Origin of the sequence: Paraburkholderia sp. MM5496-R1, from assembly GCF_050436205.1 — a bacterium.
Lineage (GTDB): Bacteria > Pseudomonadota > Gammaproteobacteria > Burkholderiales > Burkholderiaceae > Paraburkholderia > Paraburkholderia tuberum.
Map to the genome: position 1 here is coordinate 412,198 of NZ_JBNDLT010000001.1, position 19,035 is coordinate 431,232.

At 59.7% G+C, this 19,035-nt stretch carries 17 protein-coding genes and 3 pseudogenes; 11 read left to right on the plus strand and 9 right to left on the minus strand.

The window, feature by feature from the left end; all coding sequences use genetic code 11:
• Positions 1-13 precede the first annotated feature (13 nt).
• From OKW38_RS02085 to OKW38_RS02095, 3 genes are all read right to left on the minus strand, one after another.
• Entirely contained in the window at positions 14-970 is a 957-nt protein-coding gene (locus tag OKW38_RS02085; protein WP_429359766.1) for a CsgG/HfaB family protein, read from the minus strand.
• Positions 971-1,411: 441 nt separating this feature from the next.
• Positions 1,412-2,023 carry an RES family NAD+ phosphorylase gene (locus OKW38_RS02090; protein WP_429359768.1) on the minus strand — a complete coding sequence of 204 codons (612 nt, stop codon included), beginning with the start codon at positions 2,021-2,023 and terminating at the stop codon, positions 1,412-1,414.
• A complete protein-coding gene (locus OKW38_RS02095; RefSeq protein ID WP_187630312.1) occupies positions 2,020-2,427 on the minus strand; it encodes a DUF2384 domain-containing protein in 408 nt (135 codons plus the stop codon). Before OKW38_RS02095 ends, OKW38_RS02090 begins: the two co-directional genes overlap by 4 nt.
• A gap of 432 nt (positions 2,428-2,859) precedes the next feature.
• Between OKW38_RS02095 and OKW38_RS02100 the strand changes: the two genes are divergently transcribed.
• Together OKW38_RS02100 and OKW38_RS02105 are read left to right on the plus strand one after the other, a co-directional pair.
• Positions 2,860-3,102, plus strand: a complete 243-nt coding sequence (locus OKW38_RS02100) for a type II toxin-antitoxin system CcdA family antitoxin (protein WP_244145174.1) — start codon at positions 2,860-2,862, stop codon at positions 3,100-3,102.
• Complete coding sequence (locus tag OKW38_RS02105) at positions 3,102-3,587, plus strand: CcdB family protein (protein ID WP_429359770.1); 486 nt, start codon at positions 3,102-3,104, stop codon at positions 3,585-3,587. Before OKW38_RS02100 ends, OKW38_RS02105 begins: the two co-directional genes overlap by 1 nt.
• A 283-nt stretch (positions 3,588-3,870) precedes the next feature.
• Here the strand turns inward: OKW38_RS02105 and OKW38_RS02110 are convergent, their stop codons facing one another.
• Positions 3,871-5,001 carry an IS110 family transposase gene (locus OKW38_RS02110; protein WP_090803864.1) on the minus strand — a complete coding sequence of 377 codons (1,131 nt, stop codon included), beginning with the start codon at positions 4,999-5,001 and terminating at the stop codon, positions 3,871-3,873.
• 658 nt (positions 5,002-5,659) lie between these two features.
• On the opposite strand from OKW38_RS02110, the gene OKW38_RS02115 reads away from it, so the two are divergent.
• The 3 genes from OKW38_RS02115 (at position 5,660) to OKW38_RS02125 (ending at position 7,137) form a co-directional block, all read left to right on the plus strand.
• The gene (locus OKW38_RS02115; RefSeq protein WP_429332254.1) at positions 5,660-5,929 is read left to right on the plus strand and encodes a type II toxin-antitoxin system Phd/YefM family antitoxin; all 270 of its coding nucleotides are present in this window, start codon (positions 5,660-5,662) and stop codon (positions 5,927-5,929) included.
• Complete coding sequence (locus OKW38_RS02120; protein ID WP_429332253.1) at positions 5,926-6,315, plus strand: type II toxin-antitoxin system VapC family toxin; 390 nt, start codon at positions 5,926-5,928, stop codon at positions 6,313-6,315. Before OKW38_RS02115 ends, OKW38_RS02120 begins: the two co-directional genes overlap by 4 nt.
• 351 nt (positions 6,316-6,666) lie before the next feature.
• Positions 6,667-7,137, plus strand: a complete 471-nt coding sequence (locus tag OKW38_RS02125; RefSeq protein WP_187638694.1) for a hypothetical protein — start codon at positions 6,667-6,669, stop codon at positions 7,135-7,137.
• Positions 7,138-7,163: 26 nt separating this feature from the next.
• Here OKW38_RS02125 and OKW38_RS02130 read toward each other — a convergent pair.
• Positions 7,164-7,691: pseudogene (locus OKW38_RS02130) on the minus strand (electron transfer flavoprotein subunit beta/FixA family protein); the annotation flags it as partial.
• 144 nt (positions 7,692-7,835) lie between these two features.
• Here OKW38_RS02130 and OKW38_RS02135 point away from each other — a divergent pair.
• On the plus strand, positions 7,836-8,450 hold the full coding sequence (locus tag OKW38_RS02135; protein ID WP_429332251.1) for a sel1 repeat family protein: 615 nt from the start codon (positions 7,836-7,838) through the stop codon (positions 8,448-8,450).
• A 64-nt stretch (positions 8,451-8,514) separates the two neighbouring features.
• Here the strand turns inward: OKW38_RS02135 and OKW38_RS02140 are convergent, their stop codons facing one another.
• Positions 8,515-8,709: a hypothetical protein gene (locus tag OKW38_RS02140; RefSeq protein ID WP_429289665.1), complete on the minus strand. Its 195-nt coding sequence runs from the start codon at positions 8,707-8,709 to the stop codon at positions 8,515-8,517.
• A 258-nt stretch (positions 8,710-8,967) separates the two neighbouring features.
• Here OKW38_RS02140 and OKW38_RS02145 point away from each other — a divergent pair, with 258 nt between their 5' ends.
• On the plus strand, positions 8,968-10,350 hold the full coding sequence (locus OKW38_RS02145; RefSeq protein ID WP_429359771.1) for a hypothetical protein: 1,383 nt from the start codon (positions 8,968-8,970) through the stop codon (positions 10,348-10,350).
• A 473-nt stretch (positions 10,351-10,823) separates the two neighbouring features.
• Here the strand turns inward: OKW38_RS02145 and OKW38_RS02150 are convergent, their stop codons facing one another.
• On the minus strand, positions 10,824-11,849 hold the full coding sequence (locus tag OKW38_RS02150) for an IS630 family transposase (protein ID WP_429359560.1): 1,026 nt from the start codon (positions 11,847-11,849) through the stop codon (positions 10,824-10,826).
• 950 nt (positions 11,850-12,799) lie between these two features.
• Between OKW38_RS02150 and OKW38_RS02155 the strand changes: the two are divergent.
• The 4 genes and pseudogenes from OKW38_RS02155 to OKW38_RS02170 all read left to right on the plus strand — a co-directional run.
• Positions 12,800-13,225: pseudogene (locus OKW38_RS02155) on the plus strand (IS110 family transposase); the annotation flags it as partial.
• Positions 13,226-13,300: 75 nt separating this feature from the next.
• Positions 13,301-14,326, plus strand: a complete 1,026-nt coding sequence (locus OKW38_RS02160; RefSeq protein ID WP_429359560.1) for an IS630 family transposase — start codon at positions 13,301-13,303, stop codon at positions 14,324-14,326.
• Positions 14,327-14,357: 31 nt separating this feature from the next.
• Positions 14,358-15,062: pseudogene (locus tag OKW38_RS02165) on the plus strand (IS110 family transposase); the annotation flags it as partial.
• Between the two features lie 392 nt (positions 15,063-15,454).
• Complete coding sequence (locus OKW38_RS02170) at positions 15,455-16,156, plus strand: transposase (RefSeq protein ID WP_429359773.1); 702 nt, start codon at positions 15,455-15,457, stop codon at positions 16,154-16,156.
• Positions 16,157-16,664: 508 nt separating this feature from the next.
• Here OKW38_RS02170 and OKW38_RS02175 read toward each other — a convergent pair.
• Both OKW38_RS02175 and OKW38_RS02180 read right to left on the minus strand, forming a co-directional pair.
• Complete coding sequence (locus OKW38_RS02175; protein ID WP_429359775.1) at positions 16,665-17,801, minus strand: IS110 family transposase; 1,137 nt, start codon at positions 17,799-17,801, stop codon at positions 16,665-16,667.
• Between the two features lie 117 nt (positions 17,802-17,918).
• Positions 17,919-18,551, minus strand: coding sequence for a malonic semialdehyde reductase (locus OKW38_RS02180; protein WP_429359777.1), 633 nt, complete (start codon positions 18,549-18,551; stop codon positions 17,919-17,921).
• Between the last annotated feature and the right edge of the window lie 484 nt (positions 18,552-19,035).

The following is a 19,035-nucleotide window of genomic DNA, read 5'->3' on the forward strand; positions in this document are numbered from 1 at the left end:
CTCAACTGCAAATCTATCCGTCGAACCGGGTCAACCTCAGAGATTTGTCTTTCGTGACGGCCCCGCTTGTCACAAGGGCCACAGAGCCTTCATTCACTTCGCTGTCGCCAAAATTCGAAGTCACGCGAATGGTCGCGATGGGAGTCGCGGGCAATGTGATCGTGAAGCCCGTTTGCCCGCTCTGAATCGACTCGCCCGCCTTGTAGACGTGGAGAGTTGAACCGGGCTTGATGCCTTGCAGCGCGCCGCCGCTGATGTAGACGATAGAGCCGTCTGCCTTGAGGATGTCAGACTTCCAGGGGCGCTCCTTGAGCTTGGTCATCATGCGGCCGATGACGTCGGAGATCGCAGCGGAGATTGCTTTGTCATTGAGCGAGCCGTCGTAGTCGGCGCGACTCCCGAATCCCGCGATCTCTCCCGACTCGGTGGAAGCTTCGCCGGTACCGGAGGCAGAGAAGAAGACATATCCTGTCTTGACATCGACCAGTCGGAGTTCGACTTTCGCATGAGCATTCTGAACCTTCGTCGCGCTCAGGAAGCCCGCCTTGCCTGTGGTGCTGCGACCAAACTCGGTTACCGAGCCCAGAATCAGCGCGTCCACACCGATCAGGCCCGCGTCTTTCGAAAGAGATTGTTCGGCGGCCACCTTCGCAATATCGGGGCGTTCGAAAACGAGAAACTGCTTTGACGCCACCAGGCGGCTTGCTAGGATGTCGCTGGCCTGCTTACCGAGTGGATCAAGATTTGCATCGGTGACGAAGGTGCGGCCATAGCGGGTTTCGTTGCTGAAACGTCCGATGGCGATCTTTCGTTTAACCGCCGCCTCTTCGTCAGTCACCAAGCTGACGGCTTGTGCTGCCTGTTGCTGGGTTCTGGGAGTGGGCGCCTCCTTGACTTGAGGAGGCGTAGATACGGTTGCGCAGGCCGCGAGCATCGCACCCGCTGCGCTGATGGCTAGAGCTTTTTTCATTGTTCCCCGGAGACCACATCTAGTAAATTTTTTCCACAGTCTATGGTTACATTCAGTTACAAGCAAGCGTGTCGTGTCCCGATTTGACGGGAAATACAACAGTGCGGAAAGGCTAAGAAGCCTCCCGGCCGTCAATCGGTCTTCGGCCGACACATTCTTTTAGAGGCTGCCCATTGAAGACGCTCGAGTGGAAATCTCCGCATTAGATAGCCGCTCCAGAACAGGCCACGATAAGGATACTGGTTGATCGAATGGCCGCATGAACCAAGAACTGCTCGAAGTGATCCCTGCCGCGCAAGTGGGCCAAGTTACGGGCGCTACGCTACGTTGTTGCAAGCGGGACGCTGGTCGTGGCCAACCGAACCATCGGTGGCCGTCGGGGCTCTTGGAGCGGTCGTAAGGAAAGGCCGACTTTGGACGGTTGCAGTGAGTTCTTGCCTCTCAGTTCGCCGGTCGGACCTGGCTGGAGCGATATCGAGTGCCGTCGGTTTGCAGCGCCATTAGGAGGAGGGAGCCATATGCTGTACGGCCTTCTATCCACGACGACTGATCTCGGGGAAGCGCGCGCTGCGGGTCGTACACCTCAAGCCGGTCTGTCGACCCGAGCTCATCCACGTAGAGAACCAGGTTCACACCCTCCGGCGACAGACGTGACCTGAACATGATCCCTTTTGCACCGGCAGCCACAACTTCGTCACCAAGTACCCAGCTCGGCGGTTCGATGCGCTGATTAAACCGGCAACCACGCCAGTCGCAATAAAAGTCTTCCCACAGCGCAGCCCATTGGCCGGCCCGACACCCACCGGTGAAATCGACGACAGAATCGATGGTCAGCTGGTAACTGACGAGCGTGCCGGGCGGCATCAATGGCGAGACCTGCTGATATTCCCGTATGGCAGTGTTGATATCCAGCGCAAGATAGAGGGCGGAAAGTCCGATGCGGTTTGCCCGTCCTCCATGCTTGCCCGCGCCAGCGCCGCTCGTAGGTGCGACCGCCCACTTGGGCGAGTGCATCCGGTAGGCCGTGATGCCGGAAATGGCGGCGAGGATCATCCTGCCGCGCCTGCTTCCAGAGATGAAACGTAGCGAAGGAGGTCGTCAGTCCGGCCATCGGAAACCAGTTGCTCCGCCGTCTTGTAGTCAAATACAGGCAACGGTTCATTCCTGTACCAGAACAGGGCCTGGCTCACGTCCCCACAAATGTCCGTCGCTGCACGGATAACACGGAGGGCTTCGCGCAGAAACCGCTGGACGCTTTCCGAGGCGGGCTGACGACTGAGCGTATTGCGATGCACATGCGCCTGCTGGGCCAGCGTCTGCAGGTCGATATGCAGGGCCTCACCGAAGCGACGGGCGGAGACGACCGGCGCGGGACTGTCCGGGTCACGCAGCGATGCCATAAACTGTTCGAAGCTGGCGCCTGCGGTCGGACTAATGAGAACGGGTTCCGGGTTCATCTCGATACTCCGTGCACAATATGTGCACAATATTAGCACGAGGGTCGACATCGCGGGTGACAGGCTCCGCGCGGTCGCGAATCTTAGATTTGACATAATATAATTTATCACCATTTCGTGGTGCATTTAAAACATCAAGGATCCGCTGTTGATGGTACGTCTCTATAAGCGCCAAAGGTCTGACTACCCGGCTCAACAGGAACACGACTCAATTTGCTGACCTGAACCGTGCTTCGAAAAATGACGTCGTGGACCAACTCGGCCGTGCTGGCGGAGCGACGAAGGTCACGGGTTGATCCCGCATCCAAAATGGATCAGACGGATGCCCGGGGTGTTGATGGAAACAGGACGCAGCTAGTCCGAATCAAGCAGACTTGCCGCGGGTCGCTTGTGTGGACCATAATGCACATAAAATGCAACGTGGATGGGCACATGGGTAAGGCACTCGAAGTTCGACCGCGCAAGTCCACAAACGTCACATTGCCGCCTGAAGTCCTGGATCGGGCCAAGGAGCTGGGGATTAACCTTTCGCGAGCGAGCGAGCGCGGTGTGCGGGAAGAAATTCAGGAGGCGGAGGCTCGCCGTTGGGCCGATGACAACGCCGAATTGGTCGCCGCCTACAGTGCGATGGTCGATCGCGACGGGCTTCCGCTAGCGAAATTCAGGACGTTCTAATGGCGCGGTTCGATCTCTACGTCAACCCCGACAAAGAGACGCGGAGACTCGCGCCGTACCTGCTCGACATACAGAGCGCGCACGTTGGGATTTTGCCGACGCGCATTGTGATCCCTCTGCGACCTGTCGAGCATCTCGCTTTTTCGGGCAAACCATCCGATCTGCTGCCGGTTTTCGAGGTTAACGGCGAAAAATGTTTCCTTGATACGCCCGGCATGAGTGCAGTTCCTCTGAACGCGCTCGGCAAACGCATCGGTTCTCTTTCGGATGAACGTGAAGCCATCCTGGCGGCGCTCGACCGGATCTTCGGTGCATTCGACCGACAGCAATGCAGCGCGATAGCCAGCGACGTGACGATTCAGCGCCGGTCCGGCGCTGTGATCGCCGGTCACAAGGCGCCTGGTTCGATCTTCAGAATCACCCCTTTCGCTGCAAGCCGGGTTTGCTTTTGTGGTGTGAGCAGTTGCCACAGACGGTTGATATGACTCCGCTTGTCAAGAGGGGATCGGTTTTGGGTTTTGAGCTGCCATCTGAATTTCCTGAGGGCGACGTAGCAGTAAATCTCGACGGTGGATCATGCTGATATCCGCGGGTTGGTTACCGCATTACAGAAGTCCGCCCAGCGAGCCTGCCGCTATCTAGTGCCGCAAGTCGAATCAAATCCGTTGCCTAACCGTCTCGCGGGTTGCTCGGGTGCCGGGCTACGCCGCTTTCAGGAAACTCTTGCTCGGGTGGTGAGGTTGATTTACTTGTTGCTCAAGGGTTCGGTCACGCCATGCGCACCTCGGGCCGTACGGAGAGCGACATGGCGAGCTGGCTGATGTCCCAGATGAAACCGGCGAGTTCGCGAGCGACCGCGACCACCGCAATATTCTTCTGCTTGCCGCGCGCGAGGAGCTTCCGGTAGCGTCGGCACAGGCGCATCTGCGCGTCCCAGGCGCGGTCAACGATGGGCTTGGGGATGCCTTCGTGGCGGCGCTGGATTTCGGGGCTCACGCGGGCCGGATGCTGGTAGCTCCAGGCCGCTTCCACCAGCAACTTTCTTGCATAGCTGTTGCCGTTCTTGGTGATGCTGCCCTGACGGCGCTTGTCGCCCGACGAGTGTTCGGATGGCGTCACCCCCAGCCAGGCCATCAGCTGGCGCGGGTGGGCGAAGCGTGACAGATCCCCGAGCTCAGCGAGCATGCCCACTGCCGTGGTGAACTGCACGCCGCGCATCGTCTGCAGGCCCAGCACGGCAGGATAGAATCGCCAGTTGACGACAGCCTCGCGCAACGCGGCCTCCAGCCGGTCGCATTGCGCCAGGCGATCCTCGATCGTGCGCCGATACTCCTCGAACGCCAGTTGCTGCCAGACGCTGTCGAAAGCATAGGCGCTGAGCCAGCGCCGGTGCGCAGGTCCCCAGTCGGCGCGGCCGGCATAGCGCACGCCATGCAAGAGCAGAAAGGCCTTCAGCCGTTGCCGCGCACGCTTAAGATCGTCCTTGGCGCTGACCCACGCGCGAGCCAGATCGCGGAATGCTTCGTCTTCCACGCTTGGCACGTACACCGCTGACAGGTCGCCGGCGCGCAGCGACCGCACCAGCTTGATCGCATCACGCCGGTCAGTCTTGACCCGATCGCCCGGCTTTTTCGGAATCAGCGACGGCGCGCACACCAGGCAGTCGAATCCCTTCTGCACGAGCTGACGATAAAGTCCATAGCCGCACGGGCCCGCCTCGTAGACGATGCGGATGTGCCGCGCCTTCGATTGCAGGCGCGTACACAGCCGATCAATATCCGTCTTCGTCGTGCCAATCTTGCCGAGCAGTTCGACCTCGCCTGTGCCCAGCGCATAGGCAACCGTGATCGAATCCTTGTGAACGTCGAGCCCTACGTACAGTGTGATATCTTTTTCCACGCTGGCCTCCGTGATGGATATCGCCGGGTGTGGCCCTGTCCACACCGTGCGGCTCTGGCAGAAATACTAACCCGCGTTTGAGTCCTCGCGGCGGGCCAGCCTCTACCTCGCGGAGTCATACTGACTAGTTGCGAATCTGCAATTGTTAATCTTTGCAAATGGTGAGCTTTTACAGGAGTAAGGTGTGCCAACCGGAACATCGAAACCCGGGCGCTCAATGCGCGAATCGCTGCACCCTGCGTGGGAAGTTAAAGAATTCTGTCGTGGCAGTTCAGGCATCTCCGGCCAGGAACTGCCCGTCTGAATCAGTCACCGAGGAAGCAGCCGTTCCCGCTTGACCGCATCCGGGAAAGTCACCACGAATGCGCGCCCTGCCCGGCATGTCCGTTAGCCTGCGACGGGCGCTGCCGCGTGCTGACGGGCAGCGCCGCGCTGTTCAGGCTCCGCCCGCGGTAGGTTGGCTCAACAGGAAAAACAGAATCGGATCCGGAGCGCACAATTTTAACTAAAACGTTCACGAAAAGTGAATCTTAATTATGTCAAATTGCGCCTGCTGAACCATGCGATGCCGCGACCTGTCCGTAATGCTGGTGCTTGCCTTTGGCGGCCCATGCCTGCATACTAGCTAATATTGATTAGCTAATACGTAGGTGGTGCCATGCTCACGATCAACATGCACGACGCCAAGTCGAAACTATCAAGCCTGGTCGAGCGGCTGGAGGTCGGCCAGGAAAACGAGGTCATCATCGCCCGCAACGGCACGCCCGTCGCGCGGCTGCTGCCGTTCGCGGCGCCGCGGCGCATCGGCGCCGCGCGGCACCTGCTGGCCGGCCTGGCCGTGCCCGCCACCATCGAGGCGTTCAACGCCGCCGATGACGCGATCGCCGCCGACTTCGAGGCAAGCGCGCAGCAGGGACTCACTCCGTGAAAGTGCTGCTCGATACGCATATCGCGCTGTGGGCCGCCGAAGGTGCGCCACAGCTGTCACCGCAGGCCGCCAGCCTGATCGAGGATCCGGCCAATACGTTGCTGGTCAGCGCAGCCGCGATCTGGGAGATTGCCATCAAGCATGCGAAAGGCAACCTGCGCGTGCATCCGCGCGATGCCCGCTCGGCGTTCCGCCTGTCCGGTTTCGTCGAACTGCCGATCACGGGTGAACATACGGAGGCAGTCTCGACGCTTCCTTCCCATGCGGATCACGCGGATCCGTTCGACCGCCTCATGATCGCCCAGGCGCTGCACGAGGGGATGCCCCTGCTGAGCGCCGACCCGAAGGTGTGGCGCTACCACCCCACCCTGATGCTGCAAGCCTGACTTCGCCTGTTTGCTTGACACCGGCTCGCTCTAACGGGTGTCGCCGCGCACTCGGGCGACGCTGCATCGGCTTCAGCCGTCGGCGCGCGAAGTCACTGACTTCGGGAAGATGCGTAGGGCACCGGTTGTGCAATCTCATGTTCCTTCAGGTACGCCCGGATGGCTTCGACCGGATACGGTTCAAGCGGTAGAGGTACCAGGTGTCGCGAGCCGCTTCCACCGTCTGCAGGTCCGCTGCGCCGGTCATTCGAAGATTCGAGGCGCCTTTGGGAACTGAATTGCCAGGCGTCGGCCTCCAGTCGACCGTCCCGACGTTTGACCCGAAATCGTCAATTTGAGAACGGAGTAGATTTGGACATCTTCTACTACTGGAAAGACTTCGTATCGGATGTAAACGAAGGGCGGATAGGTACACTTGGCGCCGATACTCACAAGCTGGCTGAACTTCAGGAGCGGCTGCCGCGCAAGGTGTGGACGTTCATAACGCCTAAGGGGATGAAAGGGAAGCTTAAGCTTATCGGTTCCATGTGGATCACCGACGAGAGGCCCGCGAACTTTGTACCCAAGTGGCCGCACAACCTTTTCTATGACGCTGCTTCACCAAGGTCAGTTCTCTTCACGAACTCAGGGAGTCCCGAAAAGATTGAGGAAGTCAGTTCCTACTTGAACAACCGGTTCAATCAAGCCTTCAGATCCAACTTTCAAGGCGAAAAAGGTCTTCACGCGATGGAAGCCGACGTCGTCCGCGGTTTCGAAAAACTCGTGCGTGACTACGAGACCGTCCAATTTATGGATGGGATAAAACAGCCACCGTTGCGATGAAGTCAATATTATCGTCCGGACTGCGACATAACGGGCAACTTCAGCGACAACGTTTCCGCGTCGCCATCGACTTCACGCGACGCCGTCGTCGCCTTGCCGTCAGCCACCACAACCTTCGACGCGAAGGTCGCCTGCGGCAGATTCGCCAGCGCAGCCGGCATCTGGCCCGTCTGGTTCGAATCGTCGTCGATGGCCTGCTTGCCGGGGTTCACCAGTTGCGGTTGCTCCTCGTCGACCAGCGCCTTCAGCAGCTTCGCGACTGCAGGCCTTCATTCGATTCGATCAGAATCGCGCGGTACGCGCCGATCGCCAGCGCCGTGCGCAGCGTTTCCTGACATTGCGGCCACTTCCGTCGCCACGCCGGCTTCCTTCAGATGTGCCGCCTCTTCAACGGCGATTTCGTCCAACGGGTTCATCGACACCTTCACACTCGCAATGTCGACACCCGTGTTGTCCGACTTCACGCGGACCTTCACGTTGTAGTCAACCACCCGTTGACTGCCCCAGGTATTTTCAACGCGCTCTTCTGATGACGGGCACCGCGCTGCAGCCATCGATCTTCATCGCGGTACCACTTATGTAGAAAAATCGCACCGCCAGGGTCTTCGTGCAGTCTCTATCTGATCCGCAGGTTGCAATCGACAAAAGGTGAGCTAGAATCAGGTGCATTCTTCACCAACGGATTGCTCACCGTGCAAATGGAAAGCTGGGTTGGGACCATCGAGCGTGAATGGCATCAGTTGCGCCGCGCCGACCCTACACTGGATGTCGAAAAGTTCTCCCGTCACGTCATTGCGGCAAACAAGACTGGATTCCTGTCACCGGAGTCGCTCGCTGCCATCGCAAATGCGCTGCTCACCAGCACGTTAAACCGCGCACCCGATCTGGGACGCTGGTTACTCGAGCGCCTTGGCGCGAACCGTCATCCAGCCTGGCGACTGGCAATGGCCATTTCTCTGGTCACCCCGACTGGAGCGGAGCCGGACCTGGGAAGAGGTAACGCGATTCTCGAGGATGTGATGAAGGATGAAACCGCCGAAGGTCGTCTGCGCGGCATGGCCGCCGCCGCGCTGGCCGATAGCGCGCGCCTCGGAAGAGGCATGCAGGTGGACGTGAGCCGCGCGCGCTCGCTTTACGAGCAGGCCATTGAACTGGGGCATAAAGCCTCGGCACACAATCTCGGCCTTTTCTGGGAAGGCGTGTGGGGCGCAGAAGACAGGAGCGTTGCCCCGGACCGCACCAAGGCCATGCAGAGCTATCGACGCGGTGGAGACGACAAACGTTGCCAACGTCGCCTGGAAGCGCTGCGTTGAGGCAGTACCGCCTGCGAGTCGGGCGGGTGGAAAATCCTGAGAGGCACCCGACGGTTTTCTCTCATCAATTGATAAAAGCAAGGTTACGGAGAAGAGACTCCCCGTCCTCCGTGATGCGAGGGCGTACTGCCCCGCCCGCAAGTCGCTCCAGTGCGACAAGCTGGCGTTCAAGCAATGTTCCAAGTTCTTCGCGATCGGCAATGTGATCGGCGGAGTCCTTGACCAGCATCAATGTTGCAAATTCGTGGGCGCTCAGCACGGGATGCTCCTGATGCAAAGAGAGAAACGATCGTCGTCAGGTGTTCCGGTGACGGGCGTCCGGTGACCACCCACAACGGTGGGCTTACTACCGGGGGCGAAAAAGCTTAACGTCGAAATGTGACAGCATGAGGGCGGTCTTTTGGGCGCTGGAGGCCGGTAGCGGAGGACGCATATGTAGCAACTGACGCATTAGATGACAACGTCGCCTCTATAATCAAGATATTCAGAGTATCAACATCGCATGGAGCCCTACGTTATGAGTCAAGCCCGCGGGCGATATGCGGGATCCCGGGACAGCGGCCAACGCCAACCTCGCCACGAAAAAAAATCCCCGCCCAGCCGGCAGGGACAACCGTATGTGAAGGCGCCTCCTCGAGACCCCGCCCAGACTGCCTCAATTTTCAAAACAAGATCGTTTCAGTTTCTGGTCGATGCGGTGGGCGCGGAGAATATCGCGATAGCACTTGAATCGAACATGACGCGCGTGGCCGAACTGATGAAGGGCGAGCGGTTCACGCCCGAGACCGCCTTTCACATGGAAACCACGCTTGGATTGCCGCACGGCTTTTTTGACCAGCCCAATCCCGTACTCGCGGCAGAGACAATCACTCGTCTGAAGTCACCGCTCGACTTCATTCAAACGGACGACGAATCAAACGTGCCTGAAGCAACCACGCGGGCTTCTGCCCTGAACGTCGATCAGCAATCATTTCTTAAAGATAGTTTGTCCGAGGAAGCGCAAATGCCAAAGAAAGCAACTGGCGTGTCACCCAGAGCCGTCAAGAATAGTCGAAGCGAAATGGCCGGAGAGACTAAACCTCACGCGCCGCTCAAAGCTTCGCCTTCGAAATACAAGACGTCTCCTAAGACACCCCAACAGCAACCGCTGGCTTTGAGCGACAGCGCTGAGGTGGAGAACATCCGACGCGCTAACCTCCACGTTCTCACGAGTCGCAACGGATCGAAAGTAAGACTTGGCGTGGTCATGGAGATGAGTGGATTCAACATAGCCGATCGACTACATGGCAAGAAGCGCATGGACAGTGTCGAAGCAAACCGGTTCACGGAGCAGTTAGGATTGCCAGTTGGCTGGTTGGACACGCCGCGCTCCGAGGCCGAGATCCCAGAGTCGGTGTCGCGTATGCTTACGCCTGCTTCGCGCGGTCGCGTATCGGTTCAACAACACGAGCCGCTTGCGGCCGCTGAAAATGATGGCGTACCAGGAAAGCTCGCCAATGCGAAGGCGCGCACGGGGCGCGCGCGGGCGGGCGCCCTGGGCGATCTGGAAAGGCCCTCACCTGTTTCGGCGGATGTTGCAGCAGAGAATGAGACGATCGTCGTCAGCCCGCAAGATCATGCAAGTGATTTCCCCGACGATCTTGCCAGTCACTCACTTGAAGAAAGTAATGGGGAAGCCGCGGCAACCACACCGGCAACCCTTGAGTCGCTCCCCGCCTCCGCCATACCGCAGCCAAACCCGGTACTGGTCCCCTTCGCTTGCATGACCAGCCTGGACAATCTTCATGGTATTGAACCGATAGCGGAAGCATTGATCAAGACGCTTGCAGGTAAAGCACGCACGGGACAATTGGACGAATTGAAAGCGCTCGAGCTTTTGCAGCAAGCTGTCCTGTTGTGAGTAAGTGGTAGCGTGGCAGGCGTTGACCGGTCGTGAGCCGCCACGAACGTGATGGCATTCCAAGTGCATCGATACGGGCAGGACGGACAAGTCCTGCTGATGACCCATCGCCTCACGCACAATCAGACCGCGTAATTCGCGCGATGACCGGCGCCGAGGGCGCTACCACGGGTCGATTCGAGAAAAGCGGCCAACAACCTGTGTTGTGTGCAAAGCGGCCACGCAAACGACGCCGTCCAGATAATCGCGAAGGTCTGCCCCTACCTGGCTTGGTCTGATGAGGCGGTCGAGCTGACGACTGCGCCACGGATCGACGCTGCTCACGTCAATACATCGGCATGCATGAAGTCGAGTTCTGTGTAAACAAACGCATTCACCCGCTGCCGCATCGACATAACAATTGCGTGCCACGGAGCTTAGCGGACCCAAAGATTTCCAATTTACTAAGCCGAAACAAAGTAACCGGACATGGGTCAAGCCGCGTAGCGGACTGACGGATGTTGAAACATGGATCGGACCAAAGCCGGAATCTTTTGCAACGAGCGCAGAACCGCTCGAACACGCTGCTTGAGATGCCCGGGACCTTTGATGGCAAGCTTGCCGATCTTGTGATGTTTGAGATAACCCCATACCAACTCGTCCGGGTTCAGGTCTGGCGAGTAAGCAGGAAGGAAGAACAGACAAAGGCGCCCATCTGATTCCGCGGCAAGCTGCCGGATCGCTTTGCAACGATGTACCGGATGACCATCGGCAATCAGGAAGACAGGCGCATCGGCGGTGAGCATCAGCCGTTTGACGAAGTCGACGTATACGGAGATCTTGAAGCTGCCTTCGAAACACATGAAGCGAAGTTGGCCACGCGGGCTGATCGCTGAGATCAGGTTCACCTTGAAGCGCGCGCCAGTGACTTCGACTACCGGAGTTTGACCGACCGGCGCCCAGGTCGTGCCGCTGTGATAGTCCGATCGTACCGTCGATTCGTCGACGAAGAAGATCTGTGCCCCGACGTGTTTGGCCTGCCCGACAATGGCCGGGTATTCGTCCCGCATCCACGACTCGACCAGTTCAGGGTCGCGTTGGTACGCACGCGCAAGCGGTCGCTGGGGCGAAAGCCCGAGCTTGCGCAGCAGTCGACCGACCGACACCTCGGAGAGCCTGACGTTGAAATGTTCGCGAATCAACTCCCGCACCATGTCTCGCGTCCACAATGCAAACTCGAACTTCATCTGCATGGGGTTCTTCGTTGTGACCGTCTGATAGACGAAGCGGATAGCCTCGGACGACAGCTTCATCGGTCGACCAGGGATTGCCTTGGCTCGTAACGCCTCGATGCCCCCTTCGCGCCAGGCCGCCAACCACTCGTAAATACGCGCCCTCGAGAATCCGAGCGTGCGGATCACGTCCTCCGGCGACTCGCCAGCTTCGACGCGCTTGACCGCACGAATACGGATCTCTTCAAGCGTTGCATGTGAAAGCTGCCGGCCGTCGTCCTCTCGCATCTCGCCTCTCCCTAAACCCCTTAAAGCTTAGACCATGGCGTCGATTTATGTTCGCTTACTTACGCACTGGTTAGTAACTTCATACAGTCTGTCCAAACGGTTGCGTTGCCCCCAGCGCCGCCCTTCAATGCGCCGGCCGCCCTGTGCAACGTAGCTCGACAGCGCCTCAGGTACGACAGTACGATGGGCGACCCGCCATTCGCCATTACGCCGTTCAAAGCGGTCGACATACCAACCGCAAGCCTCGCCCGCTAATGCATCGTCCGTGTTTGCAACGACTCTGTCTGCGGTTGTATGGTCCGTTGAATCGTAACACTCGGCGTTGTAGAAAGAACCAAATGGGCCGTGCTCGCGGCCAGTTCGGTCCGCGCGCGCCATATGACGCGCAACTCGCCCGCACCTCTGCATGCGGTACTTCACGCCGAAGCGCGACTCAAGGATTTTCTCGCAGGAACCGCACGCTCGCCTATCGTCGCGGAGGGGCAACTTTTGCGATGCAGCAAAAGTTTGTGGGTGTGTGGGCCCAAGCCGAGCGCCTCATGCTCAGACGTGAAGGCCGACACTAGCGTCATTGATTGAACGTTCATGGCCGAACGATATATAGGATTCCTACCAAATATCGATCATTTCTTTTATGTCAAATTCGCACTTCACGAACTCGCATCGATCTGGGCTCCCGTTGGTTTGCAAACTTTTGTTCCCGAATTTTGCATGAATTTGTTCCCAGCCCCTTGTCCGAGTAAAAACGGTTGCCTAGCCTGCGCCGTTCTCCACCCGCATCTGCTTTTGCCGCGTCCGGCAGTGCCGAGGACTGAATGCGGGCTAGTCAGTATGACTCCGCGAGGTAGAGGCTGGCCCGCCGCGAGGACTCAAACGCGGGTTAGTATTTCTGCCAGAGCCGCACGGTGTGGACAGGGCCACACCCGGCGATATCCATCACGGAGGCCAGCGTGGAAAAAGATATCACACTGTACGTAGGGCTCGACGTTCACAAGGATTCGATCACGGTTGCCTATGCGCTGGGCACAGGCGAGGTCGAACTGCTCGGCAAGATTGGCACGACGAAGACGGATATTGATCGGCTGTGTACGCGCCTGCAATCGAAGGCGCGGCACATCCGCATCGTCTACGAGGCGGGCCCGTGCGGCTATGGACTTTATCGTCAGCTCGTGCAGAAGGGATTCGACTGCCTGGTGTGCGCGCCGTCGCTGATTCCGAAAAAGCCGGGCGATCGGGTCAAGACTGACCGGCGTGATGCGATCAAGCTGGTGCGGTCGCTGCGCGCCGGCGACCTGTCAGCGGTGTACGTGCCAAGCGTGGAAGACGAAGCATTCCGCGATCTGGCTCGCGCGTGGGTCAGCGCCAAGGACGATCTTACTAACCAGTGCGTAAGTAAGCGAACATAAATCGACGCCATGGTCTAAGCTTTAAGGGGTTTAGGGAGAGGCGAGATGCGAGAGGACGACGGCCGGCAGCTTTCACATGCAACGCTTGAAGAGATCCGTATTCGTGCGGTCAAGCGCGTCGAAGCTGGCGAGTCGCCGGAGGACGTGATCCGCACGCTCGGATTCTCGAGGGCGCGTATTTACGAGTGGTTGGCGGCCTGGCGCGAAGGGGGCATCGAGGCGTTACGAGCCAAGGCAATCCCTGGTCGACCGATGAAGCTGTCGTCCGAGGCTATCCGCTTCGTCTATCAGACGGTCACAACGAAGAACCCCATGCAGATGAAGTTCGAGTTTGCATTGTGGACGCGAGACATGGTGCGGGAGTTGATTCGCGAACATTTCAACGTCAGGCTCTCCGAGGTGTCGGTCGGTCGACTGCTGCGCAAGCTCGGGCTTTCGCCCCAGCGACCGCTTGCGCGTGCGTACCAACGCGACCCTGAACTGGTCGAGTCGTGGATGCGGGACGAATACCCGGCCATTGTCGGGCAGGCCAAACACGTCGGGGCACAGATCTTCTTCGTCGACGAATCGACGGTACGATCGGACTATCACAGCGGCACGACCTGGGCGCCGGTCGGTCAAACTCCGGTAGTCGAAGTCACTGGCGCGCGCTTCAAGGTGAACCTGATCTCAGCGATCAGCCCGCGTGGCCAACTTCGCTTCATGTGTTTCGAAGGCAGCTTCAAGATCTCCGTATACGTCGACTTCGTCAAACGGCTGATGCTCACCGCCGATGCGCCTGTCTTCCTGATTGCCGATGGTCATCCGGTACATCGTTGCAAAGCGATCCGGCAGCTTGCCGCGGAATCAGATGGGCGCCTTTGTCTGTTCTTCCTTCCTGCTTACTCGCCAGACCTGAACCCGGACGAGTTGGTATGGGGTTATCTCAAACATCACAAGATCGGCAAGCTTGCCATCAAAGGTCCCGGGCATCTCAAGCAGCGTGTTCGAGCGGTTCTGCGCTCGTTGCAAAAGATTCCGGCTTTGGTCCGATCCATGTTTCAACATCCGTCAGTCCGCTACGCGGCTTGACCCATGTCCGGTTACTTTGTTTCGGCTTAGTAAGCGTGCGCGGCAACGGCTGAAGGCCTTTCTGCTCTTGCATGGCGTGCGCTATGCCGGCCGCGCCGACTGGGGACCTGCGCACCGGCGCTGGCTCAGCGCCTATGCTTTCGACAGCGTCTGGCAGCAACTGGCGTTCGAGGAGTATCGGCGCACGATCGAGGATCGCCTGGCGCAATGCGACCGGCTGGAGGCCGCGTTGCGCGAGGCTGTCGTCAACTGGCGATTCTATCCTGCCGTGCTGGGCCTGCAGACGATGCGCGGCGTGCAGTTCACCACGGCAGTGGGCATGCTCGCTGAGCTCGGGGATCTGTCACGCTTCGCCCACCCGCGCCAGCTGATGGCCTGGCTGGGGGTGACGCCATCCGAACACTCGTCGGGCGACAAGCGCCGTCAGGGCAGCATCACCAAGAACGGCAACAGCTATGCAAGAAAGTTGCTGGTGGAAGCGGCCTGGAGCTACCAGCATCCGGCCCGCGTGAGCCCCGAAATCCAGCGCCGCCACGAAGGCATCCCCAAGCCCATCGTTGACCGCGCCTGGGACGCGCAGATGCGCCTGTGCCGGCGCTACCGGAAGCTCCTCGCGCGCGGCAAGCAGAAGAATATTGCGGTGGTCGCGGTCGCTCGCGAACTCGCCGGTTTCATCTGGGACATCAGCCAGCTCGCCATGTCGCTCTCCGTACGGCCCGAGGTGCGCATGGCGTGACCGAACCCTTGAGCAACAAGTAAATCAACCTCACCACCCGAGCAAGAGTTTCCTGAAAGCGGCGTAGCCCGGCACCCGAGCAACCCGCGAGACGGTTAGGCAACGGATTTGATTCGACTTGCGGCACTAGATAGCGGCAGGCTCGCTGGGCGGACTTCTGTAATGCGGTAACCAACCCGCGGATATCAGCATGATCCACCGTCGAGATTTACTGCTACGTCGCCCTCAGGAAATTCAGATGGCAGCTCAAAACCCAAAACCGATCCCCTCTTGACAAGCGGAGTCATATCAACCGTTTATGCAATACGCTCAAACAGTATTACCCGCAGGCGCCGGAGTGGTTCGCGCACATCGACACGGTACTGTTCTGCGACTTCATCGCGCGTTGGCCGATGCTTTCGGCCGTCAAACGCGCCCACCGCAGTACCCTTGAGGCGTTCTTCCATGCGCACAACTGCCGCCGCCCCAGGCTGATCGAAATGCGTCTGGAGTCCATTCGCTCGGCCACCCCTCTGACTGAAGATCCCGGCATCCTCTCACCCTGCCGGCTGCACGCGTTGGCGCTGGTGGCACAACTGCGAGCGGCTCTCGCTGGGATCGATGTGTTCGACAGCGAGATTGCGACGGTCGCGCGAACGCTACCTGCCTTCGCCCTGTTTGAATGCCTGCCGGGAGCGGCCCCACATCTGACACCGCGGCTGCTTGCCGCATTCGGCGAGCAGCGTGAGCGCTTCAGGCACGCTGCTGAACTGCAGAAGTATTCCGGCATTGCGCCGGTCACTGAGCGCAGTGGCAAGAAATGCTGGGTGCACTGGCGCTGGCAATGTCCGACGTTCCTGCGCCAGACATTCGTGGAATGGGCCGGCCAGACAATTAACAAGTCATTCTGGGCGGGCGCTTACTACCTGCAACAGAGAGCGAAGGGCAGTTCGTATCAGGCCGCCGTCAGGGCATTGGCGTTCAAGTGGATACGGATCCTCTACCGCTGCTGGCAAACACGGACACTGTACGACGAGAGCGTCCATCTGAATGCATTGAGGAAGCGGGGCTCGCCTCTCCTCGGAAGCCTCGCACTGCCCCCTCGAAATACTTGACGGACGGACTCAGGGCGTGAAGTCGTCATTCAAATCCCACCTCTGGTGGCCGCAATGCGGTATTTCGCCGTTAGGCAGTGACCGGCCCGCTTCGGACGTTCGCACGCGCTTTCAGGCAGACATTCGAACGTCGGCTTCTATGGGGACTTGTATGTCAAGCCGTTTTTGATCACGTGAAGGGCTTGGATTTCATGGTGGCTCCTGTAGGTTGTTGAGCGCGTGATGCCTTGGCGCGACATGGCTGTGCCATCCTGGTCCGGGGTCGGGGTGTGATGAGCGTTCGAGCCAGTGCCCGAACGAACTTCTATCCGTGCAGGGCGCCAACACCCTGCACCTCATGCAGCATGCGCGCAAGGCGCGCTGGCAAACCCCGGTTATGGGCGCGCCCCATCTCTGCGAGACGGTCACGGGGTGCCGTGACCCGCCGACGTTCCGGGCGCGTCGACCCTGGATCATGATGACGTGTTGCGTGCGAAGGCGTTGCGTGGTACCCGTGCTGCCCGGAATTTCAGGCAGCTGCCGGCTTGAGCGAGGCTCCGGCCGGAATCTCGCCGTGCTCGAGGTAGTGCCACAGCGCGATAGCCAGGCGCCGCGCCAACGCCACGATGCCCACGCGCCGCATGCGCTTGCCGCCGCCGGCAAAGCGCCGGTTGAACCACTGGGTCAGGAGGCTGTCGGGCTGCAGCTGCAGCCAGCGCCAGGCGAGTTCGACCAGCATCGTGCGCGCTCGCTTGTTGCCCGCCTTGCTGATGCCTTGCTCGATCTGACTGCCGCCACTGTCGTAGGGTGTCGGCGTGAGCCCCAGGCTGCCGGCCAGCTCGCGCCGGTTGGCGAAACGTCGCCAGCCAAACACTTCCTTGACCAGCACCCAGGCGCCCTTGGGGCCGATCGCGCGCAGCCGTGCCATTTGCGCCACCAGCGGATGCTTGCCCTCGGCCAGTTCCTGGCGCCGCGCCGCTTCCAGCACCTTGAGCTGCTGCCTGACCAGCGCCAGCCGCGCGCTCTCGCGCTCGATCTCGCCGCGCAACACCGGCGGCACCTGCTCGCGATGGCGCTCCCACCACGCCGCCCAGTCGCGCCCGCCGACGATGACCGGCACACGCAGGTTGTGCAGCACCAGCAGGGAGCGGATGCGGTTCGTGTGGGCGGTACGCTCCTGGCTCAGCCGGGCCAGTTCACGGTGCGTGCGGCGCGCATCTTCCTGCTCGGGCGCGGGCTCGTGCACTACCGACCAGACGCGCTCGCCAGCGTGGTGGCGCCTGAGCATCACCAGCAGCTTATCGCCGTCGAGCCGGTCGGTCTTGGCCCGTCTGGCGCGTCGGTTCACTTCGATGCTCGCCGGGTCGACCACGAGGTTGTCAATGCCTTGCCCGCTCAACCAGCGATGCAGCCACCAGCCATCGCGGCCGGCCTCATAGCACGAATGCACCGGGGCCTGCGGTTCGAGCTGGCAGCGCTCCTTGGCGCGGCGCACGCAGTCGAGCACCGCAGCCGTGTCGCCGGCGTGCACGCTGAAACGGCTCGGGCCGCGCCGGCCATCGCTGGCCGTCAACTTCCACGACTTGTCGCCGAGTTCGAAGCTCATGTAGAGCTGGACTTGGATCGCCGTATCATTGCCTTGTGGGACTGTCTGGGTCGCCGACATTTCCGTCTCCTTTGCACAGGGTTGGAAACTCCGTTTTAGCTAAACGGGTCTGGCTTGGGTAGTCCCACATAGCATCTCCGCTTTAGTCAACGGACGGCGAAGCCGGGTTCCTCCTGGTCAGAGCAATTTGCAGGCCTCGTCAAAATCTAGGCGTGGGCTGCGCGGGAACAGCCCTGCCGGATCACCATAGCCCAGATTGCAGAGGAAATTCGACTTGATGTGGCTGTCGGGAAAGTACTCCTGCTGGAAGGTGCCCTCCTGTGCGCTCGCAGGAAAAAATTCATGGTCAACCTTTGCATGATCGAACCCGGACATCGGACCACAATCCAGTCCGAGCGAGCGGGCAGCCAGGACGAAATAGGCCCCTTGTAGCGAGCTATTGCGCCGTGCCGTGACCTCTGCCAGTTCCGGTGTGTCGGCGAACCAGGCTCGCGCATCTGCGTGCGGGAAGAGTTTGGGCAGCTTGTCATAGAACTTGCCGTCATAAGCGATGATGGCTGTCACCGGTGCGCTCATCGTCTTGTCGATATTGCCTGGTGCCAATGCCGGCAGAAGTCGTTGCTTCGCATCCTGAGTGCGCAGGAACAGAATACGTGCTGGGCTGCAGTTTGCGCTCGTTGGGCACCACTTCATCAGCTCGTAGAGTTCGCGCAATGTGTCATCACTGACCGGCTTAGGCAGCCAGCTATTGTGGGTTCGAGCCTGACGGAACAGCAGATCCATCCCTTCTCCATTCAATCGTTTCTCCATTTGCCTCCCAGCGGAAACGGACGTTGCAAGTTGCCTTCCTGCATCAACAACCACGAATTGTTGGAGGGCCGTACGCCGTCCAAGCGTTTCGTGAACATCACGCAGCAGATCATCGATGATCTGAGCGCAGCCCCCGTTCGGGTGTTATAGACGTACCACGCGTCGTCCATGGAAAAATTTGCGCGGTCGGGTACCAGTGACGCTTCGGGGAGCACCCTGCTGGACTGTAAGGAAGTCGGCATTTCCGATGCAGATCAGTCTGACTCCGATCACTTTCGAACGAGAGAAGGTGTAGCGACGCGTTGCCCGCCTCAATTAACCGTTGCAAAGGGTCGCAGCTTACGCGCGACCATCACGGCGCCGCGATCCAGCTCCGTGCAAGCAGAGTATGTCAGATGTCCCTGCGCTGTCTCACGCTAATGTTCAATGCCGCTATTCCAGGTAGCGGCGTCTCCCGCGCACAATCCGGCTTGGTGACACTCAG